The 13,028-nt window shown below is 73.3% G+C and carries 16 protein-coding genes; 11 read left to right on the plus strand and 5 right to left on the minus strand.

Translation table 11 applies throughout. The features are described from left to right. Positions 1-115 precede the first annotated feature (115 nt). Genes M8H82_RS01730 through M8H82_RS01740 form a run of 3 tightly spaced genes read left to right on the plus strand, consistent with a single transcriptional unit; the run spans position 116 to position 2,133 of the window. Complete coding sequence (locus M8H82_RS01730) at positions 116-1,054, plus strand: PAC2 family protein (protein ID WP_250070475.1); 939 nt, start codon at positions 116-118, stop codon at positions 1,052-1,054. A 30-nt stretch (positions 1,055-1,084) separates the two neighbouring features. Next, positions 1,085-1,702 (plus strand): dephospho-CoA kinase, encoded by a 618-nt coding sequence (gene coaE / locus M8H82_RS01735; RefSeq protein ID WP_250070476.1) that lies wholly within the window; start codon positions 1,085-1,087, stop codon positions 1,700-1,702. Between the two features lie 50 nt (positions 1,703-1,752). Beyond that, positions 1,753-2,133 carry a tetratricopeptide repeat protein gene (locus tag M8H82_RS01740; RefSeq protein ID WP_250070477.1) on the plus strand — a complete coding sequence of 127 codons (381 nt, stop codon included), beginning with the start codon at positions 1,753-1,755 and terminating at the stop codon, positions 2,131-2,133. Positions 2,134-2,136: 3 nt separating this feature from the next. On the opposite strand, the gene M8H82_RS01745 is transcribed toward M8H82_RS01740, so the two are convergent. Beyond that, complete coding sequence (locus M8H82_RS01745) at positions 2,137-2,397, minus strand: DUF6343 family protein (RefSeq protein WP_250070752.1); 261 nt, start codon at positions 2,395-2,397, stop codon at positions 2,137-2,139. 67 nt (positions 2,398-2,464) lie between these two features. Between M8H82_RS01745 and M8H82_RS01750 the strand changes: the two genes are divergently transcribed. Both M8H82_RS01750 and M8H82_RS01755 read left to right on the plus strand, forming a co-directional pair. Beyond that, a complete protein-coding gene (locus M8H82_RS01750) occupies positions 2,465-3,373 on the plus strand; it encodes an acyltransferase domain-containing protein (protein ID WP_250070478.1) in 909 nt (302 codons plus the stop codon). Positions 3,374-3,438: 65 nt separating this feature from the next. After that, on the plus strand, positions 3,439-3,891 hold the full coding sequence (locus tag M8H82_RS01755) for a DoxX family protein (protein WP_250070479.1): 453 nt from the start codon (positions 3,439-3,441) through the stop codon (positions 3,889-3,891). Between the two features lie 85 nt (positions 3,892-3,976). Here M8H82_RS01755 and M8H82_RS01760 read toward each other — a convergent pair whose 3' ends face one another. Next, positions 3,977-4,510: an RNA-binding S4 domain-containing protein gene (locus tag M8H82_RS01760; protein ID WP_250070480.1), complete on the minus strand. Its 534-nt coding sequence runs from the start codon at positions 4,508-4,510 to the stop codon at positions 3,977-3,979. Positions 4,511-4,576: 66 nt separating this feature from the next. Here M8H82_RS01760 and M8H82_RS01765 point away from each other — a divergent pair, with 66 nt between their 5' ends. Next, positions 4,577-5,260 carry a uracil-DNA glycosylase gene (locus M8H82_RS01765; protein ID WP_250070481.1) on the plus strand — a complete coding sequence of 228 codons (684 nt, stop codon included), beginning with the start codon at positions 4,577-4,579 and terminating at the stop codon, positions 5,258-5,260. 81 nt (positions 5,261-5,341) lie between these two features. Here the strand turns inward: M8H82_RS01765 and M8H82_RS01770 are convergent, their stop codons facing one another. Further along, on the minus strand, positions 5,342-5,785 hold the full coding sequence (locus M8H82_RS01770; RefSeq protein WP_250070482.1) for a GNAT family N-acetyltransferase: 444 nt from the start codon (positions 5,783-5,785) through the stop codon (positions 5,342-5,344). Next, positions 5,782-6,192: a RidA family protein gene (locus tag M8H82_RS01775; RefSeq protein ID WP_250070483.1), complete on the minus strand. Its 411-nt coding sequence runs from the start codon at positions 6,190-6,192 to the stop codon at positions 5,782-5,784. Before M8H82_RS01775 ends, M8H82_RS01770 begins: the two co-directional genes overlap by 4 nt. 207 nt (positions 6,193-6,399) lie before the next feature. On the opposite strand from M8H82_RS01775, the gene M8H82_RS01780 reads away from it, so the two are divergent. From M8H82_RS01780 to M8H82_RS01790, 3 genes are all read left to right on the plus strand, one after another. Further along, positions 6,400-6,783 (plus strand): hypothetical protein, encoded by a 384-nt coding sequence (locus M8H82_RS01780; protein ID WP_250070484.1) that lies wholly within the window; start codon positions 6,400-6,402, stop codon positions 6,781-6,783. A 6-nt stretch (positions 6,784-6,789) separates the two neighbouring features. Next, positions 6,790-7,551: a nucleotidyltransferase domain-containing protein gene (locus M8H82_RS01785; RefSeq protein ID WP_250070485.1), complete on the plus strand. Its 762-nt coding sequence runs from the start codon at positions 6,790-6,792 to the stop codon at positions 7,549-7,551. Between the two features lie 156 nt (positions 7,552-7,707). Next, positions 7,708-9,717 (plus strand): FUSC family protein, encoded by a 2,010-nt coding sequence (locus M8H82_RS01790; RefSeq protein WP_250070486.1) that lies wholly within the window; start codon positions 7,708-7,710, stop codon positions 9,715-9,717. A 40-nt stretch (positions 9,718-9,757) separates the two neighbouring features. On the opposite strand, the gene M8H82_RS01795 is transcribed toward M8H82_RS01790, so the two are convergent. Further along, entirely contained in the window at positions 9,758-10,696 is a 939-nt protein-coding gene (locus tag M8H82_RS01795; RefSeq protein WP_250070487.1) for an endonuclease/exonuclease/phosphatase family protein, read from the minus strand. Positions 10,697-10,833: 137 nt separating this feature from the next. On the opposite strand from M8H82_RS01795, the gene M8H82_RS01800 reads away from it, so the two are divergent. Continuing rightward, positions 10,834-12,177, plus strand: a complete 1,344-nt coding sequence (locus M8H82_RS01800) for an amidohydrolase (protein ID WP_250070488.1) — start codon at positions 10,834-10,836, stop codon at positions 12,175-12,177. A gap of 96 nt (positions 12,178-12,273) precedes the next feature. Then, complete coding sequence (locus M8H82_RS01805) at positions 12,274-12,963, plus strand: DUF899 domain-containing protein (RefSeq protein WP_250070489.1); 690 nt, start codon at positions 12,274-12,276, stop codon at positions 12,961-12,963. Positions 12,964-13,028 lie beyond the last annotated feature (65 nt).

Raw genomic sequence — 13,028 nt, forward strand, 5'->3', positions numbered from 1 at the left:
TCGTCCGCGGGCCGATGGAGGCCCGCGGCCCGGTGGGGGCTTGTGTTCATGATCGGGGGAATGCCGCCGTGGCCCGCCGCGTTGTTCGGTGTGAACACGAGGAGGAGCGGTCACTGTGCTTGATCCGCAGGGTTTGTACGCATGGGAGCCGAAGGGCCTGGCCGTCGTCGACATGGCGCTGGCACAGGAGTCGGCGGGCCTTGTCATGCTCTACCACTTCGACGGATACATCGACGCGGGCGAGACCGGCGACCAGATCGTCGACCGGCTGCTCGACTCGCTGCCCCACCAACTCGTCGCCCGGTTCGACCACGACCGGCTCGTGGACTACCGCGCCCGCCGCCCGCTGCTGACGTTCAAGCGCGACCGCTGGACCGACTACGAAGTCCCGGCCATCGAGGTACGGCTCGTCCAGGACGCCACCGGAGCGCCCTTCCTGCTGCTGTCGGGCCCGGAGCCGGACGTGGAGTGGGAGCGCTTCGCCGCCGCCGTGCAGCAGATCGTGGAGCGGCTCGGCGTCCGGCTGTCCGTGAACTTCCACGGCATCCCCATGGGCGTCCCGCACACCCGCCCCGTCGGCCTCACCCCGCACGGCAACCGCACCGATCTCGTGCCGGGCCACCGCAGCCCCTTCGACGAGGCGCAGGTGCCGGGCAGCGCGGAGTCGCTGCTGGAGTACCGCCTGATGGAGGCGGGCCACGAGGTCCTCGGCGTCGCCGCGCACGTCCCGCACTACATCGCGCGCTCCCCGTACCCGGACGCGGCCCTGACCGTCCTGGAGTCCATCACGGCCGCGACCGGCCTGGTCCTCCCGGCGATCGCGCACGCCCTGCGCACCGAGGCCCACCGCACCCAGACCGAGATCGACCGCCAGATCCAGGAGGGCGACGAGGAGCTGGTCGCGCTGGTCCAGGGCCTCGAGCACCAGTACGACGCGGTGGCGGGCGCCGAGACGCGCGGCAACATGCTCGCCGAGCCCGTGGACATCCCGTCGGCGGACGAGATCGGGCTGGAGTTCGAGCGGTTCCTGGCGGAGCGCGAAGGCGACGGCTGACCGCGGCACCCCAGGCCCTAAGCTCGGGCCATGCTGAAAGTTGGCCTGACCGGCGGCATCGGTGCCGGCAAGAGCGAGGTGTCACGGCTGCTCGTCGCGCACGGCGCCGTACTGATCGACGCGGACCGCATCGCGCGGGAGGTCGTGGCGCCGGGCACGCCCGGGCTCGCCGCGGTCGTGGCCGCCTTCGGGGAGGACGTGCTGGCCGAGGACGGAAGTCTGGACCGCCCCAAGCTGGGCGCGATCGTCTTCGCCGACCCCGACCGGCTCGCCGTGCTGAACTCGATCGTGCACCCCTTGGTCGGCGCCCGCTCCCGCGAGCTGGAGCAGGCCGCCGCCGGGGACTCGGTCGTCGTCCATGACGTCCCGCTGCTCACGGAGAACGGCCTCGCGCCGCTGTACGACCTCGTGGTCGTCGTCGACGCCGCCCCCGGGACCCAGCTCGACCGGCTCGTCCGGCTGCGCGGGATGACCGAGGAGGACGCCCGCGCCCGGATGGCCGCCCAGGCGACGCGGGAGAAGCGCCGCGAGATCGCGGACATCGTGATCGACAACGACGTACCGCTGGAGGAGCTGCAGCAGCGGGTGCGGGAGGTCTGGGCCGAGCTGGAGCGCCGAGCGCACGCGTCCCGGGCGGCCCAGGAATAGCGGCCCTCCGCCGGGGCGTTGAAGCCCGTGAGTGAGGGAAGGACTCTGCCGTGCCCGAGACCAGCGGTTCGACCGGACGTACTCCGGAGACGCATGTCATCGACTTCCGCGCCGCCGAGCATCTGCTCGCCGCGCGGGACCCGCGGGGCGCGGTGAAGCTGCTCGACGGTGTCATCGCCGCGCACCCCGAGAACACCGCCGCCCGTCTGCTGCGCGCGCGGGCCTTCTTCGCCGCCGCGCAGCTGCGGCCCGCCGAGCTGGAGTTCACCATCGTCCTGGAGCGCGAGCCGGACAACGCGTTCGCGCACTTCGCGCTCGCCCGCACCTATGAGCGGCAGGCCCGGCACGAGCAGGCCAAGCGCCATTTCCGGCTGGCGGCGGCGCTGGACCCCAACCCGCAGTACCTCCGGGCGGCGCGGTTCGAGTCCTGAGCGTCAGCGGCCGCCGGGCGGGTCGTACGGCGGTACGTCCGGGCCCGGCTGGTAGTGCGGGCCCTGGCGGATGTGCCGGACGACGAGGAACAGGTTCACGGCGACGACCAGCGCCAGGATCCCGCAGGCCACCGCCCAGCCGGTGCGGCCGACCAGCGCGAAAGCGACCGTACCGAACACCGCCCAGGCCAGCCCCCACACACTCAGCCAGAACCGCGTGCGCAGGGCACTGCGCGCGGTCGTGGGTTCACTGCCCGTACGCATCGGGATCACCACTCCCTCCTTCGGAACGTACTCTTCGAAACGCCGATCACCAAGAGGGGGCCCTGCCGTGCTGCCTGACGCCGACGATCTGCCCGAGATCCTGCTCGACCTCGCCGTGCCCCACGAGGACATCGGGGTCCTGGTCCGCATGCGCCGCAGAGTCACCGACGACCCCGAGCTCAGGCGGTTCCTGGAGGCGTCGGTCGAGGAACTGGTCCGGGACCTGGGGACGCTCGGGACCAGAGTCGAGCTGCCCGAGCTGGACTGGCCCGCCGGCCCCCTGCAGCGCTGCTTCCCCGTGTACGTCTTCGTCGCGGCGCTGCCCCACACGCGCGCCTACCACCGCGCACGCGGTGTCCCCGCCGAGGTGACCCGGCGCACCCTCGCCGACCTCGGCCGGAACATGGCCGTGCACCGCCGGCGCTACGGCCGGGCGGGCGTCCAGGTGCAGAGGTGGCTCATCCATCACTTCCGCGGGGAGCTGTACCAGCTCGGGCGGCTGCAGTTCGAGCGGTCGCGCACCGGGCGGGCGCTCGCCGGGGCCGGGCCGGACCCGGACGGCCTGTGCCTCAACCTCCACATCCCCGACTTCTGCGGCCCGCTCACCCCGGCCGCCTGCGACCGTTCCCTGGCGCTGGCCCGGGAGTTCTTCGCCCGGCATTTCCCCGAGGAGCGCTTCCCGGCCGCACAGTGCCACTCCTGGCTGCTGGATCCGCAGCTCAAGCGGTATCTGCCCGCCGACTCCAACATCGTGCGCTTCCAGGAGCGGTTCCGGCTCGTGGGCAACGACGCCGAGGAGGCCGACACCGAGCCGGTGCGGTTCGTGTTCGGGGACCCGGACCTGCCCGTCGAGGGGCTGCCGCGGCGGACGGCGGTGGAGCGGGCGGTGGGGGACCATCTGCGGGCGGGCGGCCACTGGTACATCGGGCACGGATGGTTTCCGCTGGAGGGGTCAACTTCCGCCAGGCAGCGATGAGTTTCGCGGCGTCCCGCGGTCTGTCCCTGTGACAGCAACGCCGACGCCGTACCCAGGAGAACCCGATGTCCGAGACCGTCGCCCCCGCCGCCCCCGCCGCCACCGCCCCCGTCATCGCCGAGTCCGCGACCGCCCGCGGGCGCCGGGCCCGGTTCGCCCTGCGGGGACTGCAGATCCTGCTCGCGCTGTTCTTCGCCGTCGCCAGCGCCCTGCCGAAGCTGATCGCGCACTCCACGGCCGTGGACGCCTTCGCCGAGCTGGGCTGGGGCAACGCGGGCATGTACACCATCGGCGCGCTCGAACTCGCCGGAGCCGTCGCCCTGTTGGTCCCGGTGCTCCAGTCGGTGGCGGCAATCGCGCTGAGCGGGCTGATGGTCGGCGCGTTCGTGGTCCAGATGTCCGCCTTCGAGGGGGAGAACGCCGCCACGCCGCTCATCCTGATCATCCCGCTCGCCCTGATCGCCTGGGCGCGGCGCGGCCACAACGCGGAGCTGCTGCGGCGGGTGCGGCGGGCCTGACCCATGGCGTACGTACGGCGACGGCCGTGTCCGACGGGCCCCGGGCCCGGACCGGACGCGGCCGCCGCCGTACGTCCGTTTCCCGTCAGCGCGGGCCGGGGCGGCCGCCCTTCGCCAGGGCGCGCAGGCGTTCCAGCTCCCGCCGGTCCCGCTTGGTGGGGCGGCCGGCGCCGCGGTCGCGGATGCCGGCCGGGGCGACGGCCTCGCGGGGCGGGGGCGGCGGGGAGTTGTCGACATAGCACTGCACCGCCACGGGAGCGCCGACCCGCTTGCGGATCAGGCGCTTGACCACGACGATCCGCTCCCGGCCCTCGTGCCGCAGCCGCACCTCGTCGCCGACGCGCACCGCGTGCGCGGGCTTGACCCGCTCGCCGTTCACCCGGACATGGCCGCCCTTGCAGGCGGTGGCGCCCGCCGAACGCGTCTTGATCAGCCGTACCGCCCAGATCCAGCTGTCGATCCGCACGCTCTCGCCGGCCTGCGGTCCGGCCGCCTCGGCAGCCGCCACGGCGGCGGCGGTGTTCGGATCCGCAGGCGGGGCGGTCTTCGGATCCACAGCCGGGGAGGCCGCCTCGGTCGCCGCCGGGCCGCCCTTGTCCTCGTCACCCTCGGAAGCCATGGCACCGACCTTAGCCGCTGACCCGCGGGGCCGACCTGGCCTTTTCGGCGGGCTTACGGTGGAGCCATGGACGCCCTCGCGGAACTGGACCGACGGATCGCGGGCTGTCGGGCCTGTCCTCGGCTGGTCGCCTGGCGGGAGGAGGTGGCCCGGACCAAGCGGGCCGCCTTCGCCGACCAGACGTACTGGGGACGCCCGGTGCCCGGATTCGGCCCGCCGGACGCCCGGCTGCTGATCATCGGCCTCGCCCCGGCCGCCCACGGCGGGAACCGCACCGGCCGCATGTTCACCGGCGACCGCTCCGGGGACGTGCTGTACCAGGCGCTGTACGACGTGGGCCTCGCCTCGCAGCCCACCGCGGTCGCCGCCGACGACGGACTGGAGCTGTACGGCGCCCGGGTCACCGCACCCGTGCACTGCGCCCCGCCCGCCAACAAGCCCACCCCCGGCGAGCGCGACGCCTGCCGGCCCTGGCTGGTGCGGGAGCTGGGCCTGCTGCGGCCGACGCTGCGGTCGGTGGTGGTGCTCGGCGGGTTCGGCTGGCAGGCGGCGCTGCCCGCGCTGGCGGCGGCGGGCTGGGCGGTCCCGAGGCCCCGGCCGGCTTTCGGGCACGGGGTGCGGGTCCCGCTCGACGGGCTCACCGTCTTCGGCTGCTTCCACGTCAGCCAGCGCAACACCTTCACCGGCCGGCTCACCCCGGAGATGCTGCGCCGGGTGCTGCGGAGCGCGGCTCAGGAGGCGGGGCTCTGAGCGCCGGCGCCGCAGCGCTTCCTTCCGTGCCTTCTTCGGGGCTGGCCCCTCGGCCTGACCTCGCATCGGACGAAGCCCGGCCTAGGGCTTCCAGACGTACCGCACGTCCGGCTCGTGCTCCTCGTTGTCACGGCCGTCGGTGCGCTCGGTGGCGACGAAGCCGTGGCGCTCGTAGAAGCGGTGGGCGGGCTTGTTGATCTGGAAGGTCCAGAGGTTGAGACCGTGCGGGCTGCGCTCCTTGGCGAGTCGGACGAACCGGTCGCCGAGGCCGCGGCCGCGCCAGTCGGGGGCGAGGTAGAGCTGGGAGAGGAGCTCGCCGTGCAGGACCATGACCCCGACGACCGCGCCCTCGGCCTCGGCGACCCACGTCTCCTGTCGCGGGACGACGAACTCCCGGAACCAGGCGCGCACTTCGTCGTCCGAGTGCTGCCGTACGACGGTCGGCAGCGCGGCGTCGAAGGAACGCAGCCAGACGTCGGCCACGGCGGAGGCGTCGTCGGCGGTGGCCCTGCGCAGGGTGATCACCGGGTCTCCTCCGGTACGGCCGCGGTGGCCGTGATCTCCACCAGCTGGCCGGTGTAGCCGAGGCAGGCGACCCCGATGAGGGTGGAGGAGTGCGGCCCGGTGCTGAGCCCCGACGCCTCGACGACCTCCCACACGGAGGACAGCACGGAGGTCTCGCTGCTGACGACGTACACGTCGGTCGACAGCACGTGCGCCAAGTCGCTGCCGATCGCGGCCAGTTGCGCTTCGAGGTTGGCGATCACCTGCTCGGCCTGCCGTACCGGATCCCCCTCGCCGACGATCTTCCCCTCGGCGTCGAGCGGCACGGATCCGGCGAGGAAGGCGATCCTGGTACCGGCCTCGACGACGGAGGCGTGGGAGTAGGTGGGGGGAGGGAAGAGGGCGGGGTTGGTGACGCGCTGGATCATGGCGGCTCCCGGGCGGTGCGGCGGAGGGTGCGGTGTGGTGCGGGGTCCGGTGGGACGGCAACCCATCGGTCTTCGGGTGCGGCGTCCGGTGGGCGGGCAACCCATCGATCTTCGGGTGCGGGGCCCGGCGCCGCATCCGATTTTCCGGCGCTGCGGCGGATAACCGGTCGACGCGGGCCGCCGTCCCCGCCACCCTGTAGCCCAGCCATGTCACGCACCGTCCACCACGTCCCGGGCCGCCACCGCACGGGCCCGCCTTACTGGCCGCAGGGCCTGGCGGGCCCGTGCACCCGTCATTCCCTCGGCGAACTCCGTTATGAGCGGCAGGAATTGTCGAAGGCCGTACGGGAGGGCCGCCGTGCCAGGCCGAGGCCGCTGGTGCGGAGCTTCGCCGCGTACACGTACCCGCGGGGCCTGGGTGAGCGGGGGGTGAGCCCGTACGAGTCGCGGGCGCGGGCGGCGCTCAGATCGTTCCGTGTCACGGCGGTCAAGCAGCTACGAGCGGCGCCCGCCGGAACCCTCGAACGGGTGGCCGAAACCCTGGACCACCCGCCGACCCGCCACCGCCACCGCGACCTCTGGGAGGCCTGAGCGGCCATGTCCGATTTCCTCGAAACGACCGCGGACCGCCTGGCCGCCCTCCCCGCCGTGCGGGCCGTGGCCCTCGGCGGCTCCCGGGCCCAGCAGACCCACCGCCCCGACAGCGACTGGGACCTGGCGATCTACTACCGCGGCGCCTTCGACCCGGCCGACCTGCGCGCGGTGGGCTGGGAGGGCGAGGTGTCGGAGATCGGCGGCTGGGGCGGCGGAATCTTCAACGGCGGGGCCTGGCTGACCATCGACGGTCATCGCGTGGACGTGCACTACCGGGACCTCGACGTCGTGGAACACGAACTCGCCGAAGCGGAACAAGGGCGTTTCCGGGTGGAACCGCTGCTGTTCCACCTGGCCGGGATCCCCAGCTACCTGGTGGTGGCGGAGCTGGCCGTCAACCAGGTGCTGCGCGGCGAACTGCCGCGTCCGGCGGGCTATCCGGAGAAGCTGCGGCACACGGCGAGCGAGCGCTGGCACGGCACCGCCCGCGCGACCCTGGCCTACGCCAGGACCAACCACGCCCCGGCGGGCCGCCTCACCGAGATCGCCGGCGCCCTCGCCACCGCCGCCGTCCAGACGGGACACGGAGTGCTGGCGGCGCAGGGGGAGTGGGTGACCAATGAGAAGCGGTTGCTGGAACGGGCGGGACTGCGACCCATGGACGACGTCCTCGCATCACTCGGCGCCGCACCGCATCCGGAGGCCCTGACGCAGGCCGTCGACCGCGCCCAGGCTCTCTTCGAAGAGGCCGGCCGGGAACGATAGCGTTCATAAAGAACGTGGCAATACCAAGCATTGTCACGCGGGGGTAATACACCCGTTTCACAACCTCCAAGTTCCCGGCCTACCGTCGAGGCACACCAGAAAGCCCGGCCACCGTCGCCCGAAGGCACATCCCGCCCTCGTCCGTACAGGAGCCCCGTGTCACGCCCCCCTGTTGTCCTGCCGCCCTGGCTTGCCCATGCCCTTCGCACGCAGCGGGGTCCCGTTCCCTGGAGTGCCGTGGGGCGCGGCGGGCTGGCGGCCGGGCCGCTGCTGCTCGGGGCTGTACTCGCCGGTCAGCCCTCCCTCGGGGTCGTTGCCGCGATCGCCGCCATGCTCGCCGGGATCAACGACAGGCCCGGGAGCCGCCGGGCCGCCGTCAGGCGGATGGGGGTGCCCGCCGTCGCGGGGGCCGCCGGGCTGCTGGTCGGGACCTACGGCGGCGAGGACCTGGGAGCCGTCGGGCTGACACTGCTGCTCACCCTCGTCGGGCTGCTCGCCGGTGCCGTCAGCGCCGTCGGGCCCGTGGCCTCGGGTGCCGCGACCCAGTTGCTCGTCGCTTCCGCGATCGGCGCCGGGATGCCGTTGCCGGAGACGGGATGGCAGCGGGCGCTCGCCTTTCTGGGCGGGGCCGGGTGGCTGCTGGTGCTGCGGCTCGTGCTGCCCGGTCCCGGGTCGTTCGCCGGCGACTTCCGGTTCGACGGGGAACGGGTCGCCGTCGCGTCCGTCTACGACGCCATCGCCGAGCTGCTCGACGGCGCCGGTACCGACCGGGCCGCCGCTCGGCGCGCCGCGCTCACCGCGGCGCTCGATCACGCACAGGACGCCCTCGCCGGGCCCCGGCTGCGCCGGTACGCCTCCTCCTCCGCCGAGCGGCGCCTCCGTGCGCAGTACGCCGCCGCCCTTCCGCTCGCCGAGGCCGCAACGGCGCTCGCCTGGGCCGGGGAGGCCGTACCGGCGCGGGCCGCGGAAGGACCCCGGCGCCTCGCCTGCGCCGTACGCGCCAACACGGCGACCGGGCCACTGCCCGCGCCCTCCCGGAATGCGCCCGCTCTGCGCGCCCTCGACGACGCCCTGCTGCGTGCCGCCGACGCCTTCGACCGGGCCGAGGGCCATGAGGACCTGCACACCCGGCGGCGGCCCCTGCCCGCCCTCGTCCGGCGCGTCCTCGGTGCCGGGGGGCGGGAGTACGGCCTTCGGGTCGGCCTCTGCTTCGGGGCCGGCGTCGCCGTGGCGCAGGGCCTGCACCACCTCCACTGGTACGGGCAGCACACGCACTGGTACTGGTTGCCCGCCACCGCCGTCTTCCTGGTCAAGCCCGATCTCGGGCCGCTGGTGTCGCGGGTGCTGTGCCGGGCCGCCGGGACCGTGCTGGGGGCGCTGCTCTTCGCCGGGTTCGCCGCCGTGCTGCCCCGGCCGGAGGGGCTCGTGGCGCTGGTCGCGGTGTGCGGTGCGCTCATTCCCGTCGCCACCCGGCACTTCGCCGCGCAGACCGCCGTCGTCACGCTCCTCGTCCTCGCCCTGGTCATGGTCGGAGGCGAACCGCAGGCCTCCGCCGGCCGGATCGGGGAGACCCTGCTGGCCTGCGCGATCGTGCTGGTCGTAGGACATCTGCCGATGCCCGGACAGCGGGGCGGGGGAGTGCAGGCGCGGCTGGGGGCGGCGGAGAACGCGGCGCGGGCGTATGTCGCGCATGTGCTCCGGGAGGCCGGTCGGGGGGATGGTGGGGTCGGTGGGGCGGACGGTGCCATCGAAGGCGGTGCCGTCGCGGGTGGCCGGTTCGGCGGGGAGTCCCGTGGCGCCCTTTGGGGCCCCCGCCACGCCGGTAGCCGGGTCAGCCGCGACCCCCGTGGCGTCCATTGGGGCCCCCGCCACGCCGGCAGCCGGGTCAGCCCCGACCCCCGTGTCACCCGTTGGACCCTCCGGCGCGAGGCGTACCGCACGCTCGCCGAGGCCCGGGCCGCCATCGCCCTAGCCGCCGCCGAGCTTCCGCCGCTCGCCCGCCACACGGAGGGGACAGCGGAGGTGGCTGGTGCTCTCGAACGGCTTGTGGACACCACCACCGCCTGCGCCGTCCACCTCGACGACTCCGGCCGGCTCACCACCCGGTACGCGCGGCAGCTCACCGGGGCGGTGGACGAACTGGCCCTGCTCCGGCGCGCAGGCTGAACCGGGCCCGCCCTCCCCGTACGCGCGCCGACCTCGCCCCCTAACCGAACCGCGCCCACACCGGCGCATGGTCCGAGCCGGGCTCTCCTCGGCGTTCCGCCGGATTCGGGCCGATCGACGGGAGGTGGGGGGCGTTCGCGCCGGGGAGGCCGGTGCCGGCCTCCAGCACCCGGTGGACCAGGCGGTGGCTCAGCAGGACGTGGTCGATCAGCTCGCGGCGGCCGGAGTTGACCCGGGAGAAGCGCTGGGCGGCGGGGATCAGGGGCGCGATGTTCCACAGCCGTACCGCGTCGCCCCGGTCCGGGGCGTCGAAGCCCCCCGTACCGATCTCCGAGCCGGGCGGGCCCAGCAGGATCTGGGTCGTGGCCGCCTGGACCTCGTCGTTCAGGTCGCCGACGACCGCCACGTCCCGCTCCTGGCCCGCGCCCGCCAGCAACTCGTCCGCGAGCGCGCGCAGCGCCGCCGCCTCCGCCGCCCGGCGGTAGAGCGCGTACGCGCCGAAACGCGCCCGCTCACCCTCGTCCCGCGGCTGGAAACGGTCCCCGGGGTAGCTCAGCAGCTTCGACTTCAGGTGGCAGACGGCGGCGCGCAACGGCCCCGCCTCCACCGCCAGGAAGCCCCGCCCCGCCGCCGCGGTCTCCCCGCCCGTGTCGTCCACCTGCACGGGCCGCAGCTTCCGCGGGAACGCCGTCGTGTCGGCCAGCACCCGCAGCGGCACCCTGCTGACGAAGCCGACCCGGATCCCCCGGCCGTCGGGGTGCTCCGAGAGCGCGGTGTGCCAGTCGCCGCCCACCATGTCGAGCAGGTCGCCCAGCGCCGTCGGATCGCCGACCTCCTGCACACCGAGCAGGGTCGGATCGAGCTCCGTGATCACGGCGGCCAGGGCGGCCAGTTTCGCCTCGTAGGCGGCCTTGTCCTTGGGGCCCGACGGGCCGCCGGGCAGGAAGAGGTTCTCCAGGTTCCAGGTGCCGAGGAGCATGCCGGGCCCCTTTCCGGAAGCCGTTGCGGCGGGCTGTGCTAGGCCAGGGTGCTCGCCCGGTGGGGTTCGCGACAGAGCTGCGGCGACATGCGCGGTCCGGGTCACACCGGGCGGGTACGCCGTCGTACGTTGGCGGCATGACGTCGACCGTCGCTGACCTCATCATCACCGGATGCACCGTCCTTCTGCACGACGATCAAGAGCGGATCCGTTTCCAGGAGGACGCGGCGATCCTCGTGCGGGACGGGGTGATCGAGGCCGTCACGGGGGCCGCGGAGGCGGCGGACCGGCCTTCAGTGCAGCGGCTCGACGGCCGGGGTCAGGTCGCCCTGCCGGGTCTCGTCAACTGCCACACCCACGCCCCGATGGTCGCGCTGCGCGGGGTCGCCGAGGACCTGCCCACCGAGGAGTGGTTCAACGACGTCGTCTGGCCCGTCGAGTCCAACCTCACCGAACGGGACGTGGAGTTGGGGGCGCGGCTCGCCTGCGCCGAGATGATCCGCGCGGGGGTGACCTGCTTCGCCGACCACTACTTCGCCATGGACGCGGTCGCCCGGGTCGTCGACGAGTGCGGCATGCGGGCCCATCTCGGGGAGGCCTTCTTCTCCTCCCAGGGCCCGCAAGGGCGGGAGCGCTCACTGGAGTTCGCCCTGCGGCACCGGGGCGGCCGGGTCACCACCGCCCTCGCCCCGCACGCCCCCTACACCGTCACCGACGCCGATCTCACCGCCACCGCTGCACTCGCCCGCGAGCACGGACTCCCCGTCCATCTGCACGCCTCCGAGAACCGCGACCAGACCGAGGCGAGCCTGGCCCGGCACGGTGTCACCCCCATCGGGGTCCTGCGGCGCACCGGGATCCTCGACACCGACGTCCTGATCGCCCACGGCACCGGGATCCTGGACGCCGATCTGCCCCTTCTCGCGGAAGCCGGCGGCCAGGTCTCCGTCGCTACCGCTCCCCGCGGCTACCTCAAGTTCGGCTGGCCCACCACCACCCCGGTGCGCGCCCTGCGCGAGATCGGCATCCTCGTCGGACTCGCCACGGACGGCGCCGCCTCCAACAACTCCCTCGACGTCTGGGAGTCGATGGCCCTCACCGCCCTCGTCCAGAAGTCGACGACCGGTGATCCCCGCTGGCTGACGTCCCGACAGGCCCTGCACCACGCGACCATCCAGAGCGCACGGGCCCTCGGACTCGGCGACCGGATCGGCAGCATCGCCCCCGGCCGCCGGGCGGACATCGTCCTCGTCGACCTGACCGGCCCGCACACCCAGCCCGTCCACGACCTCGCCGCGACCCTCGTGCACAGCGCGCGCTCCTCCGACGTACGCACCACGATCGTCGACGGCCGTGTCCTGATGCGCGATCGCGAGCTGCTCACCCTCGACGTGGCCGAAGTGGTGGGGGAGTTGACGGAGCGTCTGCCCGGCCTCCTCGACCGGGGTCACGGCAGGCGGATCCAGGAGTACGACACGTAATCAAGAGTCCCCGTAAAAAATCTTGGGCACGAGCGATGAGTTCCGCGGCTCCCCCCGGTCACCCCTCGGAACGGACCGTTCGCACAGGAGGGGCCCATGTCGCTTCCGGAGATCGTCTCGCGCGCTCAGTGGCGCGCGGCGCGCGAGGAGTTACTGCTCAAGGAGAAGGCGGCCACGCGCGCGCGTGACGCGCTCAACGCCCAGCGGCGCAGGCTGCCGATGGTCGAGGTCGACACGGAGTACGTCTTCGAGGGCGGCGACGGCAAGGCCACCCTGCTCGACCTCTTCGAAGGGCGGCATCAACTCGTCGTCCACCACTTCATGTTCGCGCCCGAGTGGGAGGCCGGCTGCCGCAGCTGCTCGGCGTTCCTGGACCAGGTCGGCCATCTCGCCCATCTGCGGGCCCGCGGCACCTCGTTCGTGGTCGTCTCCAGAGCGCCGTACACCAGGATCCTGCCGTTCAAGGCGCGGATGGGCTGGACGCTGCCCTGGTTCTCGTCGTACGGAAACGACTTCAACCGCGATTTCGAGGTGACCCTGGAGCGCGACGGGGAACCTGAAGAGCGACCCGGCGTGAGCTGCTTCCTCAGGGTCCGCGACCGGGTCTTCCACACCTACTCGACGTACGAGCGCGGACTGGACGGTCTTGGCTCGACCACCAGCTTCCTGGACCTGACCGCGCTGGGACGGCAGGAGGAGTGGGAGGAACCCGAGGGGCGTGCGTCGTCCCTGGGGGCGCCTGCGGGAAGTGAGCGCGTGCGCTATCACGATGAGTACGAGGACTGAAGCGGAAAGTCACCGAAAACTACACAAAGCTGAGATCCGGTTCACCCGCTGTGGTGAATGGGTGT

Origin of the sequence: Streptomyces sp. YS415 (genome assembly GCF_023544665.1) — a bacterium.
GTDB lineage: Bacteria > Actinomycetota > Actinomycetes > Streptomycetales > Streptomycetaceae > Streptomyces.

Coding starts and splice junctions, on each gene's coding strand:
- coaE (WP_250070476.1), top strand. CDS start 1,085: ATGCTGAAAGTTGGCCTGACCGGCGGCATCGGTGCCGGCAAGAGCGAG.
- M8H82_RS01785 (WP_250070485.1), top strand. CDS start 6,790: ATGTCCGATTTCCTCGAAACGACCGCGGACCGCCTGGCCGCCCTCCCC.
- M8H82_RS01800 (WP_250070488.1), top strand. CDS start 10,834: ATGACGTCGACCGTCGCTGACCTCATCATCACCGGATGCACCGTCCTT.
- M8H82_RS01745 (WP_250070752.1), bottom strand. CDS start 2,397: ATGCGTACGGGCAGTGAACCCACGACCGCGCGCAGTGCCCTGCGCACG.
- M8H82_RS01805 (WP_250070489.1), top strand. CDS start 12,274: ATGTCGCTTCCGGAGATCGTCTCGCGCGCTCAGTGGCGCGCGGCGCGC.
- M8H82_RS01760 (WP_250070480.1), bottom strand. CDS start 4,510: ATGGCTTCCGAGGGTGACGAGGACAAGGGCGGCCCGGCGGCGACCGAG.
- M8H82_RS01795 (WP_250070487.1), bottom strand. CDS start 10,696: ATGCTCCTCGGCACCTGGAACCTGGAGAACCTCTTCCTGCCCGGCGGC.
- M8H82_RS01780 (WP_250070484.1), top strand. CDS start 6,400: ATGTCACGCACCGTCCACCACGTCCCGGGCCGCCACCGCACGGGCCCG.
- M8H82_RS01755 (WP_250070479.1), top strand. CDS start 3,439: ATGTCCGAGACCGTCGCCCCCGCCGCCCCCGCCGCCACCGCCCCCGTC.
- M8H82_RS01765 (WP_250070481.1), top strand. CDS start 4,577: ATGGACGCCCTCGCGGAACTGGACCGACGGATCGCGGGCTGTCGGGCC.
- M8H82_RS01775 (WP_250070483.1), bottom strand. CDS start 6,192: ATGATCCAGCGCGTCACCAACCCCGCCCTCTTCCCTCCCCCCACCTAC.